General features: G+C 35.7%; 22 protein-coding genes and 1 riboswitch. Of the genes, 5 read left to right on the forward strand and 17 right to left on the reverse strand.

The features are described 5' to 3' along the window. The 4 genes from BAU27_RS18540 to rnz form a co-directional block, all read right to left on the reverse strand. The coding region (locus BAU27_RS18540; RefSeq protein ID WP_175546550.1) for an L-serine ammonia-lyase, iron-sulfur-dependent, subunit alpha at positions 1-517 on the reverse strand (517 nt) is incomplete at its 3' end. Between the two features lie 18 nt (positions 518-535). Next, positions 536-1,195: an L-serine ammonia-lyase, iron-sulfur-dependent subunit beta gene (sdaAB, locus tag BAU27_RS18545; protein WP_002088527.1), complete on the reverse strand. Its 660-nt coding sequence runs from the start codon at positions 1,193-1,195 to the stop codon at positions 536-538. A 40-nt stretch (positions 1,196-1,235) separates the two neighbouring features. Then, positions 1,236-1,559 carry a hypothetical protein gene (locus BAU27_RS18550; RefSeq protein ID WP_071747049.1) on the reverse strand — a complete coding sequence of 108 codons (324 nt, stop codon included), beginning with the start codon at positions 1,557-1,559 and terminating at the stop codon, positions 1,236-1,238. Positions 1,560-1,937: 378 nt separating this feature from the next. Continuing rightward, positions 1,938-2,861, reverse strand: coding sequence for a ribonuclease Z (rnz, locus tag BAU27_RS18555; RefSeq protein WP_071747050.1), 924 nt, complete (start codon positions 2,859-2,861; stop codon positions 1,938-1,940). Positions 2,862-3,050: 189 nt separating this feature from the next. On the opposite strand from rnz, the gene BAU27_RS18560 reads away from it, so the two are divergent. The 3 genes from BAU27_RS18560 (at position 3,051) to BAU27_RS18570 (ending at position 7,470) form a co-directional block, all read left to right on the forward strand. Beyond that, the gene (locus BAU27_RS18560; protein ID WP_002145851.1) at positions 3,051-3,302 is read left to right on the forward strand and encodes a DUF3932 family protein; all 252 of its coding nucleotides are present in this window, start codon (positions 3,051-3,053) and stop codon (positions 3,300-3,302) included. Between the two features lie 187 nt (positions 3,303-3,489). Continuing rightward, positions 3,490-3,657: riboswitch (M-box (ykoK) riboswitch) on the forward strand. Positions 3,658-3,987: 330 nt separating this feature from the next. Beyond that, positions 3,988-6,693 carry a magnesium-translocating P-type ATPase gene (gene mgtA / locus BAU27_RS18565; protein WP_071771616.1) on the forward strand — a complete coding sequence of 902 codons (2,706 nt, stop codon included), beginning with the start codon at positions 3,988-3,990 and terminating at the stop codon, positions 6,691-6,693. Positions 6,694-6,768: 75 nt separating this feature from the next. Next, entirely contained in the window at positions 6,769-7,470 is a 702-nt protein-coding gene (locus BAU27_RS18570) for an MgtC/SapB family protein (RefSeq protein WP_071771617.1), read from the forward strand. A 41-nt stretch (positions 7,471-7,511) separates the two neighbouring features. Here BAU27_RS18570 and BAU27_RS18575 read toward each other — a convergent pair whose 3' ends face one another. Continuing rightward, on the reverse strand, positions 7,512-8,750 hold the full coding sequence (locus BAU27_RS18575; protein WP_071771618.1) for a DNA polymerase IV: 1,239 nt from the start codon (positions 8,748-8,750) through the stop codon (positions 7,512-7,514). Between the two features lie 142 nt (positions 8,751-8,892). Here BAU27_RS18575 and BAU27_RS18580 point away from each other — a divergent pair, with 142 nt between their 5' ends. After that, positions 8,893-9,099 (forward strand): hypothetical protein, encoded by a 207-nt coding sequence (locus BAU27_RS18580; RefSeq protein ID WP_071771619.1) that lies wholly within the window; start codon positions 8,893-8,895, stop codon positions 9,097-9,099. Positions 9,100-9,146: 47 nt separating this feature from the next. Here the strand turns inward: BAU27_RS18580 and BAU27_RS18585 are convergent, their stop codons facing one another. Together BAU27_RS18585 and BAU27_RS18590 are read right to left on the reverse strand one after the other, a co-directional pair. Further along, a complete protein-coding gene (locus BAU27_RS18585) occupies positions 9,147-10,265 on the reverse strand; it encodes a tripeptidase T (RefSeq protein ID WP_071747055.1) in 1,119 nt (372 codons plus the stop codon). 127 nt (positions 10,266-10,392) lie between these two features. After that, the gene (locus BAU27_RS18590; protein WP_071771620.1) at positions 10,393-10,938 is read right to left on the reverse strand and encodes a GNAT family N-acetyltransferase; all 546 of its coding nucleotides are present in this window, start codon (positions 10,936-10,938) and stop codon (positions 10,393-10,395) included. A gap of 188 nt (positions 10,939-11,126) precedes the next feature. Between BAU27_RS18590 and prli42 the strand changes: the two genes are divergently transcribed. Then, positions 11,127-11,219 carry a stressosome-associated protein Prli42 gene (gene prli42, locus BAU27_RS32385; protein ID WP_000549036.1) on the forward strand — a complete coding sequence of 31 codons (93 nt, stop codon included), beginning with the start codon at positions 11,127-11,129 and terminating at the stop codon, positions 11,217-11,219. Between the two features lie 91 nt (positions 11,220-11,310). On the opposite strand, the gene BAU27_RS18595 is transcribed toward prli42, so the two are convergent. From BAU27_RS18595 to BAU27_RS18640, 10 genes are all read right to left on the reverse strand, one after another. Then, on the reverse strand, positions 11,311-11,550 hold the full coding sequence (locus BAU27_RS18595; RefSeq protein ID WP_071747057.1) for a DUF3894 domain-containing protein: 240 nt from the start codon (positions 11,548-11,550) through the stop codon (positions 11,311-11,313). A gap of 130 nt (positions 11,551-11,680) precedes the next feature. Continuing rightward, positions 11,681-12,241: a L,D-transpeptidase gene (locus BAU27_RS18600; RefSeq protein ID WP_071747058.1), complete on the reverse strand. Its 561-nt coding sequence runs from the start codon at positions 12,239-12,241 to the stop codon at positions 11,681-11,683. Positions 12,242-12,257: 16 nt separating this feature from the next. Then, entirely contained in the window at positions 12,258-13,226 is a 969-nt protein-coding gene (locus BAU27_RS18605) for an aromatic acid exporter family protein (RefSeq protein ID WP_071771621.1), read from the reverse strand. Between the two features lie 100 nt (positions 13,227-13,326). Next, on the reverse strand, positions 13,327-14,049 hold the full coding sequence (locus tag BAU27_RS18610) for an amino acid ABC transporter ATP-binding protein (protein ID WP_071771622.1): 723 nt from the start codon (positions 14,047-14,049) through the stop codon (positions 13,327-13,329). Next, positions 14,042-14,701: an amino acid ABC transporter permease gene (locus tag BAU27_RS18615; RefSeq protein ID WP_001046912.1), complete on the reverse strand. Its 660-nt coding sequence runs from the start codon at positions 14,699-14,701 to the stop codon at positions 14,042-14,044. Before BAU27_RS18615 ends, BAU27_RS18610 begins: the two co-directional genes overlap by 8 nt. Before the next feature lie 35 nt (positions 14,702-14,736). After that, positions 14,737-15,516, reverse strand: a complete 780-nt coding sequence (locus BAU27_RS18620) for a transporter substrate-binding domain-containing protein (protein ID WP_071771623.1) — start codon at positions 15,514-15,516, stop codon at positions 14,737-14,739. 248 nt (positions 15,517-15,764) lie between these two features. After that, positions 15,765-16,178, reverse strand: a complete 414-nt coding sequence (locus BAU27_RS18625; protein WP_002015097.1) for a BrxA/BrxB family bacilliredoxin — start codon at positions 16,176-16,178, stop codon at positions 15,765-15,767. Positions 16,179-16,321: 143 nt separating this feature from the next. After that, on the reverse strand, positions 16,322-16,729 hold the full coding sequence (locus tag BAU27_RS18630) for a YjdF family protein (protein ID WP_071771624.1): 408 nt from the start codon (positions 16,727-16,729) through the stop codon (positions 16,322-16,324). A gap of 126 nt (positions 16,730-16,855) precedes the next feature. Beyond that, the gene (locus BAU27_RS18635; protein WP_071771625.1) at positions 16,856-17,314 is read right to left on the reverse strand and encodes an NUDIX hydrolase; all 459 of its coding nucleotides are present in this window, start codon (positions 17,312-17,314) and stop codon (positions 16,856-16,858) included. A 69-nt stretch (positions 17,315-17,383) separates the two neighbouring features. After that, on the reverse strand, positions 17,384-18,088 hold the full coding sequence (locus BAU27_RS18640; protein ID WP_071771626.1) for a DUF421 domain-containing protein: 705 nt from the start codon (positions 18,086-18,088) through the stop codon (positions 17,384-17,386). Positions 18,089-18,182: the final 94 nt, after the last annotated feature.

Consider the following 18,182-nt stretch of genomic DNA (forward strand, 5'->3'; position numbering starts at 1 on the left):
CTGAACCTACTTCAGCTTGGCAACCTCCTGCAGCGCCGGAAATACAAGCATTATTCGCAACAACCATACCGAAAGCTCCTGCTGTAAATAAAAATTCAATCATTTCTTCGCGTGTCGGCTGTAATTTTTCTTGCAGTGCAAAAAGTACACCTGGCACTGTTCCAGCAGATCCTGCTGTTGGTGTTGCACAAATGATTCCCATCGCCGCATTTACTTCATTTGTTGCGACAGCTTTACTCACTGCGTCCAAAATCGTATCTCCAGATAAGCCTTTTCCACTCTGCATATACGCTTGGACTTTCACAGCATCCCCGCCAGTTAAACCAGTTGGTGATTTTACACCACGAATACCGCGTTCTACTGCTTGTTCCATCACGACTAAATTCTTTTCCATTCCAGCAATTACTTCTTCACGTGTGATACTTCTTGTTTCCATTTCACATTGAATCATAATTTCTGCGATTTTTACATTTTGCTCTTTAGCTTGCGCCACTAGTTCCGCTGCGTTCCGAAACATGGTGTGTCCCCCCTGCAATTAATCCATAATAGTTACTTGACAAATATTTTGTTGCCCATTTATTTCCGCGATTACTTCATCTGCTAATAATTCATCTGTTTCAATGACCATAAGCGCTCTTCTTCCTTTTTCTTTACGAGAAACACTCATTGTACTAATGTTAATCTCATGCTTAGCAAGAATTGAAGCTACAGCTGCGATAGCACCGAAGCGATCATTATTTACAATAAGTAGTGCTGGACTCGTGCCTGTTAATTGAAGATCGAATCCGTTTAATTCTACAACTTCAATTTTACCGCCACCAATTGAGCAAGCAACAACTTCAATTTCCTCTTCACCTTTATACAGACGAATTTTCGCTGTATTTGGATGCGGAGCATTTGCATCTTCTTCAATGAATTCCACTTCAATCCCGCGTTCTTTTGCAATATCTAACGCACTTGGAATACGTAAATCATCTGTTTCAAATCCTAGTATTCCACCGATTAGCGCTACATCCGTACCGTGACCACGGTATGTTTTTGCAAATGAACCATATAATGAAATGCTAACTCTCTCTGGCTCATGCCGAAACAACTGACGAGCAACTTGCCCCATTCTTGCCGCGCCTGCTGTATGTGAACTTGATGGGCCGATCATAACTGGACCAATAATATCAAACACTGAGCGATACTTCATCATAACTCCCCCTAAACCTCTATGAAAAAATTATTTTCTACTATTCTATTAAGCTACCGAAACGGTTGCTTTTCCAGTCGTACCACAAATTTGTTCCGTTGTACGAATTGGATAGTTTTTGAATAACAATGAACCAATGTATCTTGAAATAATACCAGTTATAATAATAAATACGAAACTTAGCATTACCTTCATTTAAAAATAATATAAGATAATCCACAATAAAGTCTGGTAGCAATCCAAAGTTTAACACAGAACCCCTTACAAGCATAGCATAAACAAGTGAAACTCCCATTGCTTTCATACCTTTTGGTGCTTTAAAGCTAAAGAGTGAAAAAAGACTTAGTACAAATAATAGTAATATCCTTTTATAATCTCTATGTTGCTCTCTCTCTGCTTAGTCAACTTCACTTGTTACGACAAATGGCTAAAACGCATGTAGCCTACAATAAATTATAATCTGCCCTCATTATAGCTTGTTTTTAATAAAACGCTTACTTTTAATGAATTTTAAAAGTTCTGAATAAAAATCTTTTTTTGCTATTTGTACCACTCGTAAGTCGTCTGACTTATATAACAGTTTTTCTAGATAATCGGTATTATGTATTTTCATCCTATATCTTCACTTCTTTAAAACTTTCTGTGTCATCCAATATAAACATAAAATTATAACAGTTTTATTTTAAAATTTTTTTAGAAATAAAAAATGGCAACCTTTCGTCACCATTTTTTCACAACATTATTATCTTTCTACTGGAAATGATTTTAAATCCGTAGCTATTTCTGTATTAGAAAATAGCTCTCTTGCCTCTTTCAATAATTCCTTATATGTATCTCCTTGATAACGAGAACTAATATGAGTCAATATTAATCGTTTTGCATTTGCCTGAAGTGCAATACTCGCAGCTTGCTTAGATGTGGAATGAAAATAGTCATACGCTTGTTGTTCATCTTCTGCCGCAAAAGTTGCTTCATGAACAAGTACGTCTGCGCCTTGTGCCAGCTCTCTACTCGCTTCACAGTATCTTGTATCACCTAAAATGGTAATAATTCTTCCCTTTTGAGGTGGACCGATAAAATCTTTTCCATTTAGTATCGTACCATTTTCTAACTCAACTACTTCTCCATCTTTTAAACGTTTAAAGAGTGGACCGGGTTTCACACCCATCTCCAGCAATTTATCGACTAAAAGAGCACCTTGTATATCCTTCTCTACAATACGATATCCAAAACATTCAATACCATGTGACAATCTTTTCGTTTCCACATAAAATTCATTATCTTCAAACACAGTACCTTCTTCTGTTATCTCAACAATTTCAAGTGGATATTTTACATGTGTCGTACTTACTGATAATGCTACTTCAATAAATTGTTTAATTCCTTTTGGCCCGTATACTGTTAACGGTGTTGTTCCACCTTGAAACGAACGGCTTCCTAATAAACCTGGCAATCCAAAAATATGATCGCCATGTAAATGCGTAATAAATATTTTTTCAATGCGTCTTGGGCGCACAGATGTATGTAAAATTTGATGCTGAGTCGCTTCACCACAGTCAAATAACCAAGTCTGTCCTCGTTCTTCTAACAATTGCAAAGCAATTGCCGAAACGTTCCTTCCTTTCGAAGGAACACCTGCACCAGTTCCTAAAAATACAAATTCCACTTTCTTTCCTCCAGCTCTTTATATAATCTATCTCTCATCTTACGGAATGTTATTTCAAATGGCAAATTGAATTTGCATAACCAATCATCTAGACAACTATATAACACGAATATTATAAATAAAAAATTTAACAATTGTTCGTGTTTTGTAGTAGAATAATACTATCACATTTCAAGGGAGCGTTTTATTATGAAAGAAGTATTTCGTTTACAAACTGATTTTTCATCTTCATTTGATCGCTGGGTAAGTTCTTTCGTTTCTGATCACCCAGCACAACTAGAGTGGACGACTTTAAAAGAATTAATTCATGAATATACAACATCTCATACAAATGAGACGTTACCAACATATATTTCTTCAGCTTTAACATATTACGCACAACGCGTTTCAACGACAAATAGTTCAGAAATTGTCATTTTTGAAAATGCTACAATTTCATAATCTATAATAAAAAGCACTGTAATCAGTGCTTTTTATTTATGTTCATTAAAGTATTTATTTTCCCACCTTATTTCAAAAAAACTCCTCTTATTTCCTACTATATAGCCATCATAAATCTATTTAATTTTTCAAAAAAAAGATATTGACACTACAAATTTACAGTGCTAACATTCAACATGTAATTGAATATGGTCTCTGTTAGGTGAGGCTCCTGTATAGAGAAACGCTGCTGCCCAAAAATGTCGAGAGACGCCAATGGGTCAACAGGAAAGGTCGGAATGAAGGCCTTTTTTAACGTAGCTGGTTTCAGTACCTATGCTATACAGTGCTAAAACTCAACGAGGGAGAGGTGCGTATGTTTTGTCATACACAAAAACTGTTTTTATCTATGTTTACTAACAGTCTTTGTTGTTGACTCTTTTTGACTACGAATTCAGACCTTTACTCGTTGTGAGTAAAGGTCTTTTTATGTCTTTATGCACCTTACTATGAAACAAACATAGCATATTCAGAAACTACTAATTGTACGGAGGTGAGGAACAGTGACAAGTGATGATTCGGCCCAGATACCCATATGTTTTACGTTAATTTTTCACCATGTAGGTAGGAAAGAAACTGTTCCTCCCAATTTTAAATAGTCGAGTAACAGATTGTTTCCTCCTTCATGAAAAAGGAGGAACTACCAATGTTAAATTTAAACAGACAAGAAACGAAGCATGCTTACAATCGAGATAGCATGCAAACAAATAACAAAGTATTAGTGGAAGTTGCAACACAAGATATAAACTCTGCATTAAAACTTCTAGAAACAACAGAAAATGGACTCTCGAAACAAGAAGCGTCTCGTAGACTTTCTTTATATGGTCCGAACGAAATTGCTCATAATAAATCATTGCCGTGGTACATTCAATTTCTGCTGGCATTTAAAAATCCATTTATTTTTGTTTTATTAGCTCTTGGAGCACTCTCTTTTTTCACAGATGACATACAAGGAACAATTGTCGTATCTGTAATGGTACTGCTAAGTTCAACGATTCGCTTTTCACAAGAATTCCGCTCTCAAAAAGCCGCAGATAAGTTAAAGGCTATGGTTCGAACAACCGCGAGCGTCTTTAGAATAGATGGATTTGTACACGAAACAAAAAACGTAACGAATTTAAATCGAAATTATACAATAGAAATTCCAATTGAAGAACTTGTACCTGGCGATATTATTTCACTTTCAGCCGGTGACATCGTTCCAGCTGATGTGCGTATTTTATCAGCTAAAGATTTATTTGTTAATCAGTCTTCATTAACCGGGGAAGCACTTCCTGTAGAAAAATACGAAAACTGCTACCATACAGAAAATAAGCATATGTTACCGAAAAATATGAAAAAAAATTTCAATCCACTCGATATGGAAAACCTGTGCTTTATGGGTACGAATATTGTAAGCGGTAGCGCAAAAGCTGTTGTCGTTTCAACAAGTACCGATACGTATTTCGGCTCTTTAGCGAATAAAGTAATTGGAAAGCGCATAGAAACAAGCTTTGATAAAGGTGTAAACAAAGTAAGCTGGCTCTTAATTACATTCATGCTTATTATGGCCCCCATTGTCCTTCTTATTAATGGATTCACAAAAGGTGATTGGCAAGAAGCTTTCTTCTTCGCTATCGCTATTGCAGTTGGTCTTACACCTGAAATGTTACCAATGATTGTAACTGCTAATTTAGCTAAAGGTGCTGTTAACATGTCTAAGCAAAAAGTTATTGTAAAACAGCTAAATTCTATTCAAAACTTAGGTGCGATGAACATTCTTTGTACAGATAAAACTGGAACTTTAACAGAAGATAAAGTTGTCCTAGTTCGTCATTTAGATCCTAACGGAAATGAATGTGATCGTGTATTACACTTTGCCTATTTAAATAGCTTCTATCAAACGGGATTGAAAAATTTAATAGATAAAGCTGTTATTGAGCATACAGAAGAAAAACAAAAGTTCGACCCTTCAACGTTTCAAAAACTAGATGAGATTCCATTTGATTTTGCTCGCCGTCGCATGTCCGTCATCGTCAAAGATATCTCAGGTGAACATACAATGGTTTGTAAAGGTGCCGTAGAAGAAATTTTATCAATTTGTAATTACACTGAATCGAATGGACAGATTGTTCAACTTACCGAGGAAATACGTTCAAATGTCAAACAACTAAGCGAGAAATTGAATGGCGAAGGTATGCGTGTGATTGCTGTAGCCTATAAAAAAGATAGAAAACTAAATGATAAAGAGTACGCGGTAAAAGATGAAACTAATATGATTCTCGCTGGATACATTGGCTTTTTAGATCCACCGAAACCATCTGCAGCTGCTGCTATTCAAGCATTACAGAAACATGGTGTACAAGTAAAAATTTTAACTGGTGATAATGAAATTGTTACAAAAAAAGTTTGTAAAGAAGTGGGATTAAATATAGGAGAGCCTATCCTTGGCTACGAGATCGATCCTTTACCAGATAAAGCATTAGCAAAACTAGCCGAAGAAACAACAGTGTTCGCAAAACTAAATCCAATGCAAAAATCTCGCATTATTCGTGTCCTACAAGGGAACGGTCATACAGTAGGTTATATGGGGGATGGTATTAATGATGCCGTAGCACTACGTGATGCTGACGTTGGAATATCTGTTGATACTGCAACCGATATCGCAAAAGAGTCTTCCGATATTATTCTGCTTGAAAAAAGTTTAACTATATTAGAAGCTGGTATTTTAGAAGGACGCACTACGTTCGGAAATATTTTAAAATATATTAAAATGACGGCTAGCTCAAACTTTGGAAATGTATTTAGTGTGTTAGTAGCGAGTGCTTTCATTCCCTTTTTACCGATGCTTGCCATTCACCTTTTAATTCAAAACTTGCTTTATGATATTTCACAGCTGTCTATTCCATGGGACAAAATGGATAAAGAGTTTTTAGAAAAACCGAGAAAATGGGATACTGCAAACTTACGGAACTTCATTATTTGCATCGGTCCAATTAGTTCCATATTTGATATTATCACATACGTAATCATGTGGAATGTCTTCGGTGCAAATACACCTAGCGAACAATCGCTATTCCAATCCGGTTGGTTTGTCGTTGGGTTACTAACTCAAACATTAATTGTCCACATGATTAGAACACAGAAAATTCCGTTCATCCAAAGTACTGCATCAATACCAGTTCTCTTATTAACCGCTTGTATTATGGCAATGGGAATTTATATTCCGTTCTCACCACTTGGTGCAGCAGTTGGTTTACAAGCATTACCACTAAGCTACTTCCCGTGGCTAATAGGAATATTATTAGGTTATGCTTTCTTAACACAATTTCTGAAAAGAGTTTATATTAAAAAGTTTCATAGCTGGTTGTAAAAATAAGAATGAGTGGGTACTCCCCACTCATTCTAAAAAACATAACACGTACTTATATGTATGGAGGTGACCATGATGGTATGGTATGACATTGTATTAAGATTATTAATAGCAATCATTGTAGGAGCTTGCATCGGAATGGAAAGACATTGGAGACATCGAATGGCTGGTTTGCGGACAAATGCTCTCGTATCACTTGGTGCCTGTATATTTGTTTTATTGTCCGTCATGCTTGATCATGATGCTAGCCCATCACGTATCGCTGCCCAAGTTGTTAGTGGGATTGGCTTTTTAGGAGGCGGCGTTATTATCCGCGACGGTTTTAGTATTAGAGGACTAAATACTGCGGCTACTTTATGGTGCGCAGCTGCTGTTGGCACTCTTACAGGGGCTGGCTTCCTTCTTGCAGCTATATTAGGTGCAGCCGGCGTTTTACTAGCAAATATACTACTTCGCCCAATCGCTCTCTTTATGAATAAAAAATCAAAAGAAGAATCACCTGAACAAACAAACTACTTCCTTTCTCTTACTTGTTCAGAAGAAAATGAAGCACATATTCGTTTTTTACTTATGCATATGGTAAGTACAGAAGGTCTCGGTTTAAAAGAGTTATATAGTGAAGATGTAGATTCTAATCAAAAAGTCTGTATACAGGCTACATTACATTGCAAGACAAATGCGGCTATCTTAATTGAAAAAATAGTAAGTAGAATGTTATTAGAATCTGGCGTTACTGCTGCTGGGTGGAAGACTTCTTTAGATTTAGAAGCGAGTTAAATATGAAAGGTGCCATGATATTTACTGCTTCATGACACCTTCTACATAAACTTATTTTCTAACTTTTGTTGAAACGACTTCTCTTGCTTACGTAGTAGTTGACTACCTCTCTGTAAAAGCGATGTTCCATACTTATCATTAATTTGATCAATGACAGCAAGTAGCGGTTCTTTTTTCGCATCCTCTTCAAATGAAAACAAATCTAATTGTTTCACCGATTCTGTCTTCCACTCTATTTCAGTAGCTGTAACACCTAGTAAACGAACGGAATCACCGTCCCAATGTTGCTTCCATAAACGGGATGCTGCTTGAAAAATATCGCATTCTTCCCAAATCGCATTTTTCAATTGCTTACTCCGTGTTACTGTTCGCCTATCATGGTATTTAATCATAATTTGTATATTATAGCTGACAAGGGTTCGCTTTTGTAACCTTTTACTCACTGACTTTGATAAACGTTCTAACATATCAAGTAATTCTTTCTCTTCATCCATATCCTTTGAAAAGGTCATCGAATTACCGACACTTTTATGCTGTCCCATTTGACTCGGATCAACTTCCCTATCATCCATACCTTTTGCACGTCTTTGTAAATCAACACCGTGCTTTCCAATTTTAGCGCGAATGATATGCTCGTCTCCCTTTGCCAATTGTTCAATTGTCTGTATATGAATATCATTTAATTTTTCAGCTGTTTTCTCTCCGATTCCATGCATCTCTGCAACTGATCGTGGCCAAATAATTTCTGGAATATCACGTTTTCGAAGCACAGTAATACCAAGTGGTTTTTTCATATCTGAAGCGGTCTTTGCTAGAAAAAGATTTGGAGCAATTCCAATACTACACGGAAGCTGTAACTCTGTTAATAACGCCCCTTGAATCATCTTTGCTATTTCAAGAGGCGAACCGAGTGCATAGCAATCTGTAATATCTAAATACCCTTCATCTATAGAAACTGGTTGTATCTTTTCTGTAAAACGGGAAAGAATTTGAAACATTTGAAATGAGGCTTCGCGATATAATGTAAAATTAGGACGCCTCACAACTAATTGCGGGCATAATCGCTTTGCTTCCCAAAGGGGCATCGTCGTACGTATCCCATATGCTCTCGCTTCATAACTACATGTTATGATAATCCCTTTTCTCTCTTTTTCATTCCCGGCAATCGCTAATGGCTTTCCTTGTAATGATGGGTCATGAGCAATTTCGACAGATGCGAAAAAACAATTCATATCTACATGTAAAATAACACGACCATTTTTCGGATACATTTCTCGCATACTACTCACCCCTTGAAGAACATTTGTTCCTTCATTATATCAAATTTCTTTACACGTTATAATAATTATTGGCTTTTCTCTATCTATTTTTTGTTATACTGTACGTAACAAATGGATATTATTGTAAAGGAGATGAATCGTTATGAAACAACATAATAAACTCAATTATGTATTTATTATTATTATAGTAATCCTTGCGATTAATTATTTGTTACTTCCCCTTTTTAACATTAACATTTACGTTTTAGGAATCTTCTCTCATTTCATACGTTTTATAACAACTTATGTACTTCCGTGGGTCTTCTTATATTGGCTTATCCGCCTTGTGAAAGCAATTGAATCAAAATAAAAAAAGACGTGTAAACCATAATTGGTTCACACGTCTTTTTTTATTACTTACTTCGCTACTTCTTCAATAATAGCTACAACTAATTCTGCTGTTTTCGCTAATTCTTCAACAGGAATTTTTTCATTTGTTGTATGAATTTCTTCATAACCAACTGCTAAGTTAACTGTTGGGATACCGTGTCCTGCGATTACGTTCGCATCACTTCCGCCACCACTTTGGTGAAGAGAAGGTGTACGGCCAATGTTTTCAGCAGCGCGTTTCGCAACTTCTACAACGTGATCTCCATCAGCAAACTTAAAACCTGGGTACATAACATTTACTTCAACGTCTGCATGACCACCCATTTCTTTTGCAGTTGTTTCAAATGCTTCTTTCATTTTTGCAACTTGCGCTTCCATTTTCCCATTGATTAAAGAACGAGCTTCCGCAAAAATTTGAACATGATCGCAAACGATATTTGTTTGTGTGCCACCTTCAAAACGCCCAATATTTGCAGTTGTTTCAGAATCGATACGACCAAGTGGCATCTTTGCAATTGCTTTTGCTGCGATAGTAATTGCAGATACACCCTTTTCTGGTGCTACGCCAGCGTGCGCTGTTTTCCCACGAATAATCGCATTCACTTTCGCTTGTGTTGGCGCTGCAACTACGATTTCACCAACTTTTCCATCGCTATCTAATGCATAACCATATTTTGCTGTAATGCGCTCGCGATCCAACGCTTTTGCACCAACAAGACCAGATTCTTCTCCAACTGTAATAATAAACTCAATTTTACCATGAGGGATGTTTTTCTCTTTTAAAACACGAATTGCTTCAAACATAGATGCTAAACCAGCTTTATCATCCGCTCCTAAAATAGTAGTCCCATCTGATACGATATATCCATCTTTAATAGAAGGCTTAATTCCATTACCAGGAACTACTGTATCCATATGAGAAGTGAAATAAATTGTATCAACACCGTCTTTTGTTGCTGGTAAAGTACAAATTAAGTTACCTGCACCATGACCAGTCACGCCCATCGTGTCATCCTCAAATACTTCTACACCTAAAGCAGTAAATTTCTCTGTTAACACTTTGCAAATTTCTGCTTCAAATTTTGTTTCAGAATCTACTTGTACTAACTCCATGAATTCATTTACTAAACGTTCTTGATTAATCATAAGACTGCGCCTCCTGCACTACCATTATGTATGTAACAATATTAATTATAACAGAATTTCGCAAAAGTTTCGAAATACAAGACAAAAAACAGATGGTTCACACATCTAGATACCCATCTGCTTTCTATTACTCGTTTAACAACACCCAGCGCATATGATCTTCCCAAACACCATTAACCATTAGCATTTTTCGAGATACACCTTCATATTGAAATCCTATTTTCGTCACTACTTGTATAGATGCTAAATTACGCGGCATGATCGGTGCTTCTATACGATGTAAATGAAATTCTTTAAAGGTAACTTGAATTGCTTTTCTAAGCGCTTCTGTTGTATAACCTTTATTCAATTCTTCCTTATCTAATTTATAGCTAAGTATACAAGATTGATAAATTCCGCGAACAATTAGATTAAATGAAATACATCCAATAATTTTTGTATCATCACCCTTTTTAAAAATCCACAGTCTGATAATTTTACCTTCCGCGAACTCTTTTCTATCCTTTTGTAACTTTTTCTTTTGATAATCTAACGTGAAAAAATCCTCTGGTCTATATTCTTCCCACGCTTTTAAAAACTCACGATTTTTGTCGTAATATTGAAGAACTTTTTCCGCATACGACTCATCAATTTCTCTTAAATGTAAACGCTCTGTTTCGTATATTTTCATCATCGTATCTCCATTCTTCATGCTTGCATAACAAAAACTAATAATCTACCTTTTAACATATTCTCTACGTATGCTCAAATTTCCTGTAATATTTTGCACCCCCTTCCCGAATTTTGTCCTTTCTCTCCCCTTGTCCATAATTTCATTTCTCGTTACAATGAAATTGTACTGATTTGCAAGGAGGTTTAACTATGCATAAAAAAGCTCAAAAAATTATGGTTTATATAATGCTAATTTCTATGCTTGTAACAACATTACTTACTGGCGCAAGTATGTTTTGGTAAAAAGGACGATTCACTCGTCCTTTTTTTTACTGCTTACACATACAAAATAGACCATCTCGAAATCGAGATAGTCTATCTTGTATTGAACATTTTATTTTATATATAGTACAACTGCTACAATGCTAAAGGAAAAAGCCATTACAAGCGCTATTACAAAGCTTGTATATTGTTTCTGCTGAAATGCCCCAATAACAAAAGTAAGATTGAGTAATGCCATAAATACAATCGCTACAACGTAAGAACATATATTAAAAGTTGCCAATATGAATGTAATAACAAATAGAAAACCCACAAAAAACTGCATATAAGAAATTTTCGGATTCAAGTACATATAAGCAACCCCTTTATCTATTTTTACCTCGATTGGTGTGGGCTAATAATCAGCGGGTAATAACCTCCCACTGATTAAAGTTTCACTTTATCTTTCTATATTTTCATTAACGCATGGTTATGTACACATGTCAAGACAACTTATAATAAAAGAAAAAGCCAACTTTTGTGTCGACTTTTTCATATGCAATGGCACCTTTTTCTTTTGCCAATTGCTGAAATGATTTTTTCGATTTCACAATCCATACTTTCGTTCCAATCGGAATACGATCAAATAAATATTCCACATCGTTTTTCTTCATTCTTATACATCCTTGTGAAATATACTTTCCAATTGAACTAGGTTGGTTTGTTCCATGTATTCCATATTTACTCCCATCAGTTCCTCTTGCATTAAATCCAATCCACCTTGATCCAAGTGGATTTTTTGGTGATCCACCTGGAATATCCTTTGCAATATAGTACGGATCCTTCGCCTTCATTACAATATCAAAAGTTCCTTCTGGGGTTAATTCATTCGTTTTTCCTGTCGCTACTGGAAAAACCTTTTGGATTTTCCCATCGTCAATATAAGCTAACTTATTCGTCGCTTTATTTACAATAATAAAAGGATCTCCGGTACGCGGATTATCACCAAGAGGCCAGATCGGTGATAAAGAAAGACATAATATGAAAGAGAGAAGATACGGCATATGTAATTCCTACCTTCTATATAAGTTCTTTTATATTATCCTTTCCCTTAAAGCGACTTTTAATGAGTAAATATTGCTCCATTTCATACACAAGTTGAACAAGTTTCGCACGTATCTCAAATTCTTCACGTGTAACTGGCAATGGCATGTCTCTAAATAATTCTCGCATTTCTTGAAGCTGTCTTAAGGAAATAACCCCAGTACTCTCCGGGCTAATGGCATTTCCAATGTTTTCAACCACATCCGCAATCATGTCAGCTTGTTCATATGTCCATGATAAAGAAGCTGCTAATGGTATCATCCGCTCTAAAATTTCGAACTGTTGCATGCGCATATTAAAATAACGATAGTAATAGCCATCTTCTCGCATAAATGCATTCTCAAGTTTCTTAAACGATAAATCCCTTGCTTCATTTAGCATATTTTCAGTTTCAATAAGTTCTGCCCCGCTCCAACTACTTTCTCTGTTTCGTAAATACACGACCATTTCAAACAAAATTGTTTTAAAATTACTTTCTATTTTATCCTGATACTCTTTTAGCTTATTTTCACTACTTGGCATATACATATTCACTAATAAAGCCACGCTAATCCCTATCGTTAATATCGCAATTTCATTTCCAACAATAAGCCATGTAATTTGTTTCAATGAATATAAATGCATCACAATAACTGAACTCGTGACAATACCTTCTTGAATTTTAAGCATAACTGCAGTCGGAATAAATGTAAGTAATAATATGCTAATTGCAAGTGGTGTATATCCAATTGTTTCAAAAATACAAAACGCGAATACCATTGATAATACACAAGCTAAAAAACGATGTAACGACACTTGAAGTGATTTACGTTTCGTATTTTGTACGCATAATATAACTAAAATACCCGCTGAACTATAAAATTCTAACCCTAATAACTGAGCAATAAAAACTGCGGCGCCTGTCCCTATTGCTGTTTTTACTGTACGGTATCCAATTCTGAACATAGCATTGCTCCTATATGTATAAACGTATTTACAGTTAGTATAAAAAAAGGATGACACAATGTCATCCTTTTCTACTTATTATTCACGTAACCTTGACATATTACAATATTTTTTGTAAAAATTGTTGCGCACGCTCACTTTTCGGTGCTGCAAAAAATTCTGCTGGCGCACTATCTTCTACAAGCTTTCCACCATCTAAAAAGAGAACGCGGTCTGCTACTTCTTTTGCAAATCCCATTTCATGTGTAACGATTGCCATTGTCATTCCTGTCGTAACTAATGATTTCATAACTTCTAACACTTCTTTCACCATTTCTGGATCTAGCGCAGAGGTCGGTTCATCAAATAACATAACTTCCGGTTCCATCGCTAGTGCCCTCGCAATTGCTACACGTTGCTTTTGTCCTCCTGAAAGACGATTGGGATATGCATCTTTCTTATCTAATAACCCTACTTTTTCTAAAAGTTTCTCAGCTTTTTTTTCAGCCTCTTGCTTCGTCACTCCTTTTACATTGATAGGGGCATAAGTAATATTTTCTAATACAGTCATATGAGGGAATAGGTGAAAATGTTGAAATACCATTCCGACATTTTCACGAACGTGCATAATATTCGTTTTCGGATTCGTTACTTCTTCCGTTCCAATCCAAATGTGACCATCTGTCGGCGCTTCTAATACATTCATACAGCGTAAAAATGTTGATTTTCCAGATCCAGACGGTCCGATAATTGCAACAACTTCTCCTTTTTCAATTGTTGTTGTAATTCCTTTTAATACTTCATTTTTTCCAAATGATTTATGAAGGTTGTCAATTTTAATCACTTTTCTTCATTCTCCCTTCAATTGCCTTCCCGACTAATGTAAGAATAATTACTAATATATAATAAATAAGTCCAACAAACAGTAATGGTTCAAGATATTTAAATGTTTCACCGCCTACAATATAAGCACGGCGCATTAAATCTGTTGCTCCAATTACAGTTACTACAGCCGATTCTTTCGTAAGAGTTGCAAACTCATTTACAAGTGCTGGTAATATATTTTTTAAAGCTTGAGGAAAAATAATATTTCTCATCATTTTCCCGTAAGGAATCCCTAAAGCCATCGCTGCTTCTGTTTGTCCTTTATCGACCGCTTGAATGCCGGCACGAATTACTTCTGACATATATGCACCTGAATTTAAGCTAAATGCAAGTACAGCTGCTAAAAAGGCTGGTATCTCATATCCAATCATTTGCGGAACACCGAAATAAATAATCATTAATTGCAATACAAGTGGTGTACCACGAAATATTGAAGTATATATATCTGCTGCAATATTTAATGCTCGTATTCTAGCAATTTTACAAAGTGCTAATAACGTCCCTAAAATAAATCCCGCTAAAGCTGATGCGGCTACAATTTTCAATGTAACTTCTAAGCCCTTTAATATATATGGTATTGAAGGCGTAATTGCCGAAAAATCTAGATTCATCCTTTTCATTCCCCTCACAGAAAGGTGAAGGCAGCTTATTTTCCGCTGCCAAACCATTTCTTCACTAATTTATCCATTTCTCCATTTTCTTGCATTTTCTTAATTACTTTATTAAATTCTTCTGTTTTATCACTGTTTTTCGGAAGGGCAATTGCTGCACCTACTTCTTCTGGTGCTTCTTGAATTTCAACCCCTTGTAATTCTTTCATTTTTTCTAAATAATTTTTTGCAACTGTGTCTTCTATAATTGCAGCGTCAAAACGACCAGCTTTAATTTCTTGTACGATTTCTGGTATACGGTCACGTCCCTCAGCTTTGAAATCGACTTGTTTCTGAAATTCTTTTGCCTTTTCTTCTTGAATTGATCCTGTTTGTACCCCTACTGTTTTACCTTTTAAATCTTCTAATGATTTAATATTAGAGCCCTTTTTTGAAACAATCATATTTTTAGCAACAAAATAAATATCTGTGAAATCAGCATTGTTTTTACGCTCTGCAGTTGGTGTCATACCTGCCATAACGAAATCAACTTTTCCTGAGCTAAGAGATGCTAATAAACCGCCAAAATCCATGTCTTTCACTTTCACTTCATATCCAAGTTCTTTTCCGATATATTTGGCAATATCAACATCAAAACCGATAATTTCATCACTTTTTGAAGCTTCCACGTATTCATACGGTTTATAGTCTGCTGAAGTCCCCATAACGAGTACTTTTTTATTTTTGGCATCCGTCTTTTCTTCCCCATTACTACAAGCACTGAACATACTTACAATTAAAATAAGTGCAAATGATATTGATAATAACTTCTTCATCTTTCTTCCCCCTAATAATGTATATTTAAAAGTTTAATAGTATATTTATTCTTTGTTTGTATTGTATCAGTACTTTTATTTTTATGCAACATTTAAAATAAAAATAAACACAAAAACATTATTAAGTTCGTTTTATATGCATAAAAACATGCATAAAATAACATCCCTATGCATGTCTAATCATTATAAAAACTAAATAAAATAGCGGTACGTCCACTTGTTCGTGAACGTACCGCTTTTTCTCTTCCTTATAGTTCTTCGCAATTGTCTTCGAAGTAAGATTGTAGTTTTGCAATTACTTGCATTGGTTCATGACCTTCAATTTCATGACGTTCTACCATCGTTACAATTTTTCCATCTTTCAATAAAGCAAATGATGGAGATGAAGGTGGATACCCTTCAAAATATTCACGAGCTCTTGCTGTTGCTTCTTTATCTTGCCCCGCAAATACCGTTACAAGGTGGTTAGGACGTTTATCATAATGTACGGAATGTGCAGCAGCAGGGCGAGCAATGCCACCTGCACAGCCACATACAGAGTTTACCATTACAAGTGTTGTACCATTTCTTTTAAATGCTTCTTCAACTGCTTCTGGTGTCGTCAATTCTGTATATCCTGCAGATACAATCTCCTCACGTGCTTGACGGACAACATCATTCATAAAAAAGTTAAAGTTAATCAATCTTTTCCCTCCTCTAATTCTACCTATTTGTATCTTACCAGTTAATGTTTAGAGAATACAAGTAAGTTTACTTGTATTTCAGCATAGAAAAGGTGTTAGAGCTCTTGCTCTAACACCTTTTCTTAATGACCTCGATGTTTTTGCTTTGCCTTTTGTACTTTTATTAAACGTCTTCTTTGCTTTTCAGCTTCTCGTTTCTCTTTAGAGTGCACTCGCTTTTCTTGTTTATGCAACTCGTAAGATAAACTAATTGCCTCCTGCGCCTTTGTAAAACGTTTTACAGTTACTTCTTTTGTTGCTTGTCGCATGATACGCTTTATACTTTTTGGACGCTGTTTTTCTTTAACTTCCACACCACATCTTGCAAAGTGCTGAAAATATGCTAACAGTGGACCATTTACAAATATAAGCACTTCTTCGTCTGACGGTTCCGTTCCAAAAGTATACCTCGCACCATACAATTTACCTTTTTCTTTACATGTAATAATTCCTACAAAAAATTGACCATCATGATATACTGTCAACTCCATCGACAGCCCCTCCTAAAAAATATTAGAAATACTGGACATCCCGGAGGGGGAAGGTTACTGACATGAAATCATGCGTCTGGACTACCAACTAGAACTGTGTTTTTGTATTTCTTCTACTATTGTATCTTACTTTTCCATAATTTTCATATATTCCACAATCATTTTTTTATGCGATCCTACAATATAGTCGGGTAGTTCTGTTACTGGGAAGAATTTAAGCTGAACCGCTTCTTCTTTATTCATAACAAAGTTACCTTCATATTCATCGGTATAATAAGCTGTCGTTACGGATTGAAATTCATCACCGTTTGCTAATTTTGTAAAATAGTTCGCTCCAGAAAATACATTGATTAATCGAAGGTTCTTTACTTCTATTCCTGTCTCTTCGTATACTTCACGGTAAGCTGTTTCCTCTGGTGATTCACCAAGCTCCATTAACCCGCCAGGCAGCCCCCATTTTCCGTAAGGCTCTGTTCTTTGCTGTAATAATACATATCCGCTTTCATTTATAACGAGTACAACAGCACCAACTAAAATTAAAGGGCGATGACCAACTATTTTTCGTAATTCTTCTACATATCCCATCGTATCCCTCCTTTTTCGTTGTCCACACTATTGTATCATATGTATGAAACGACAAAATGCGTATATTTTTCATTTTTTTAACAAAATATTTATTTTATATGCTTCATCTACCGTAGCTAACATAATGGACTCAATTTCTACATTCTTCTCTAAACGTTCTTTCGCCCACTCTTCTGTTTTTCCTAATAAAGCAAGAACATCTTGCTGAACCCTCCCATCCTTTACTAATACAAAAGAAACTGGAGATTTTTTTCCCGCCACTTTAAGATCAAGCCGCGAAACTGCTTCATATTCTGGATACTGAAATAGAGAAACAACACCGCTCGCTTCCCATAATGCTAATTTAATCGTTTGAATATCGCTCACATTTCGCATGCGAAGTTCCGAAAATAAATATTCCACCGTAATTCTCGCCTTTTTCAAATTACTAAAATCAATGGAACCATTGTGTATAAGAATAATAGGCGCAGGCTCTAAAAAGCGTCTCCATCTATCCCATTTCAACATTAAAACAGAGCTTATGATGTGAAGTACAACGAGTATAAACGTTGTAATCATCGAACCGAGTAATCCAACTTTTTCATCAGATAGCGCGTTAGAAATATTCCCACCAAGCAATAACACTAATACAACATCTAAAAATCGAAGTTGTGCGATGGACCTTTGTCCCATCGCTTTCGCGACTAATATTAAAAATATGTACGCTATAATAGCTCGAACAACCCATTCGCTATTAGAAAGGTGCCGTGCTCCTTCAAAAATATGCATATACATCACATTGCACTCCTTAAACATTCCAACCTACAAGTCTGTTTTAGTTTGCAACGTTTAAGAGCATATATGTAAAAAAGCTGGTTCGTTTTTACAC

Source organism: Bacillus sp. NH11B (assembly GCF_001884205.1).
Classification (GTDB): domain Bacteria; phylum Bacillota; class Bacilli; order Bacillales; family Bacillaceae_G; genus Bacillus_A; species Bacillus_A proteolyticus.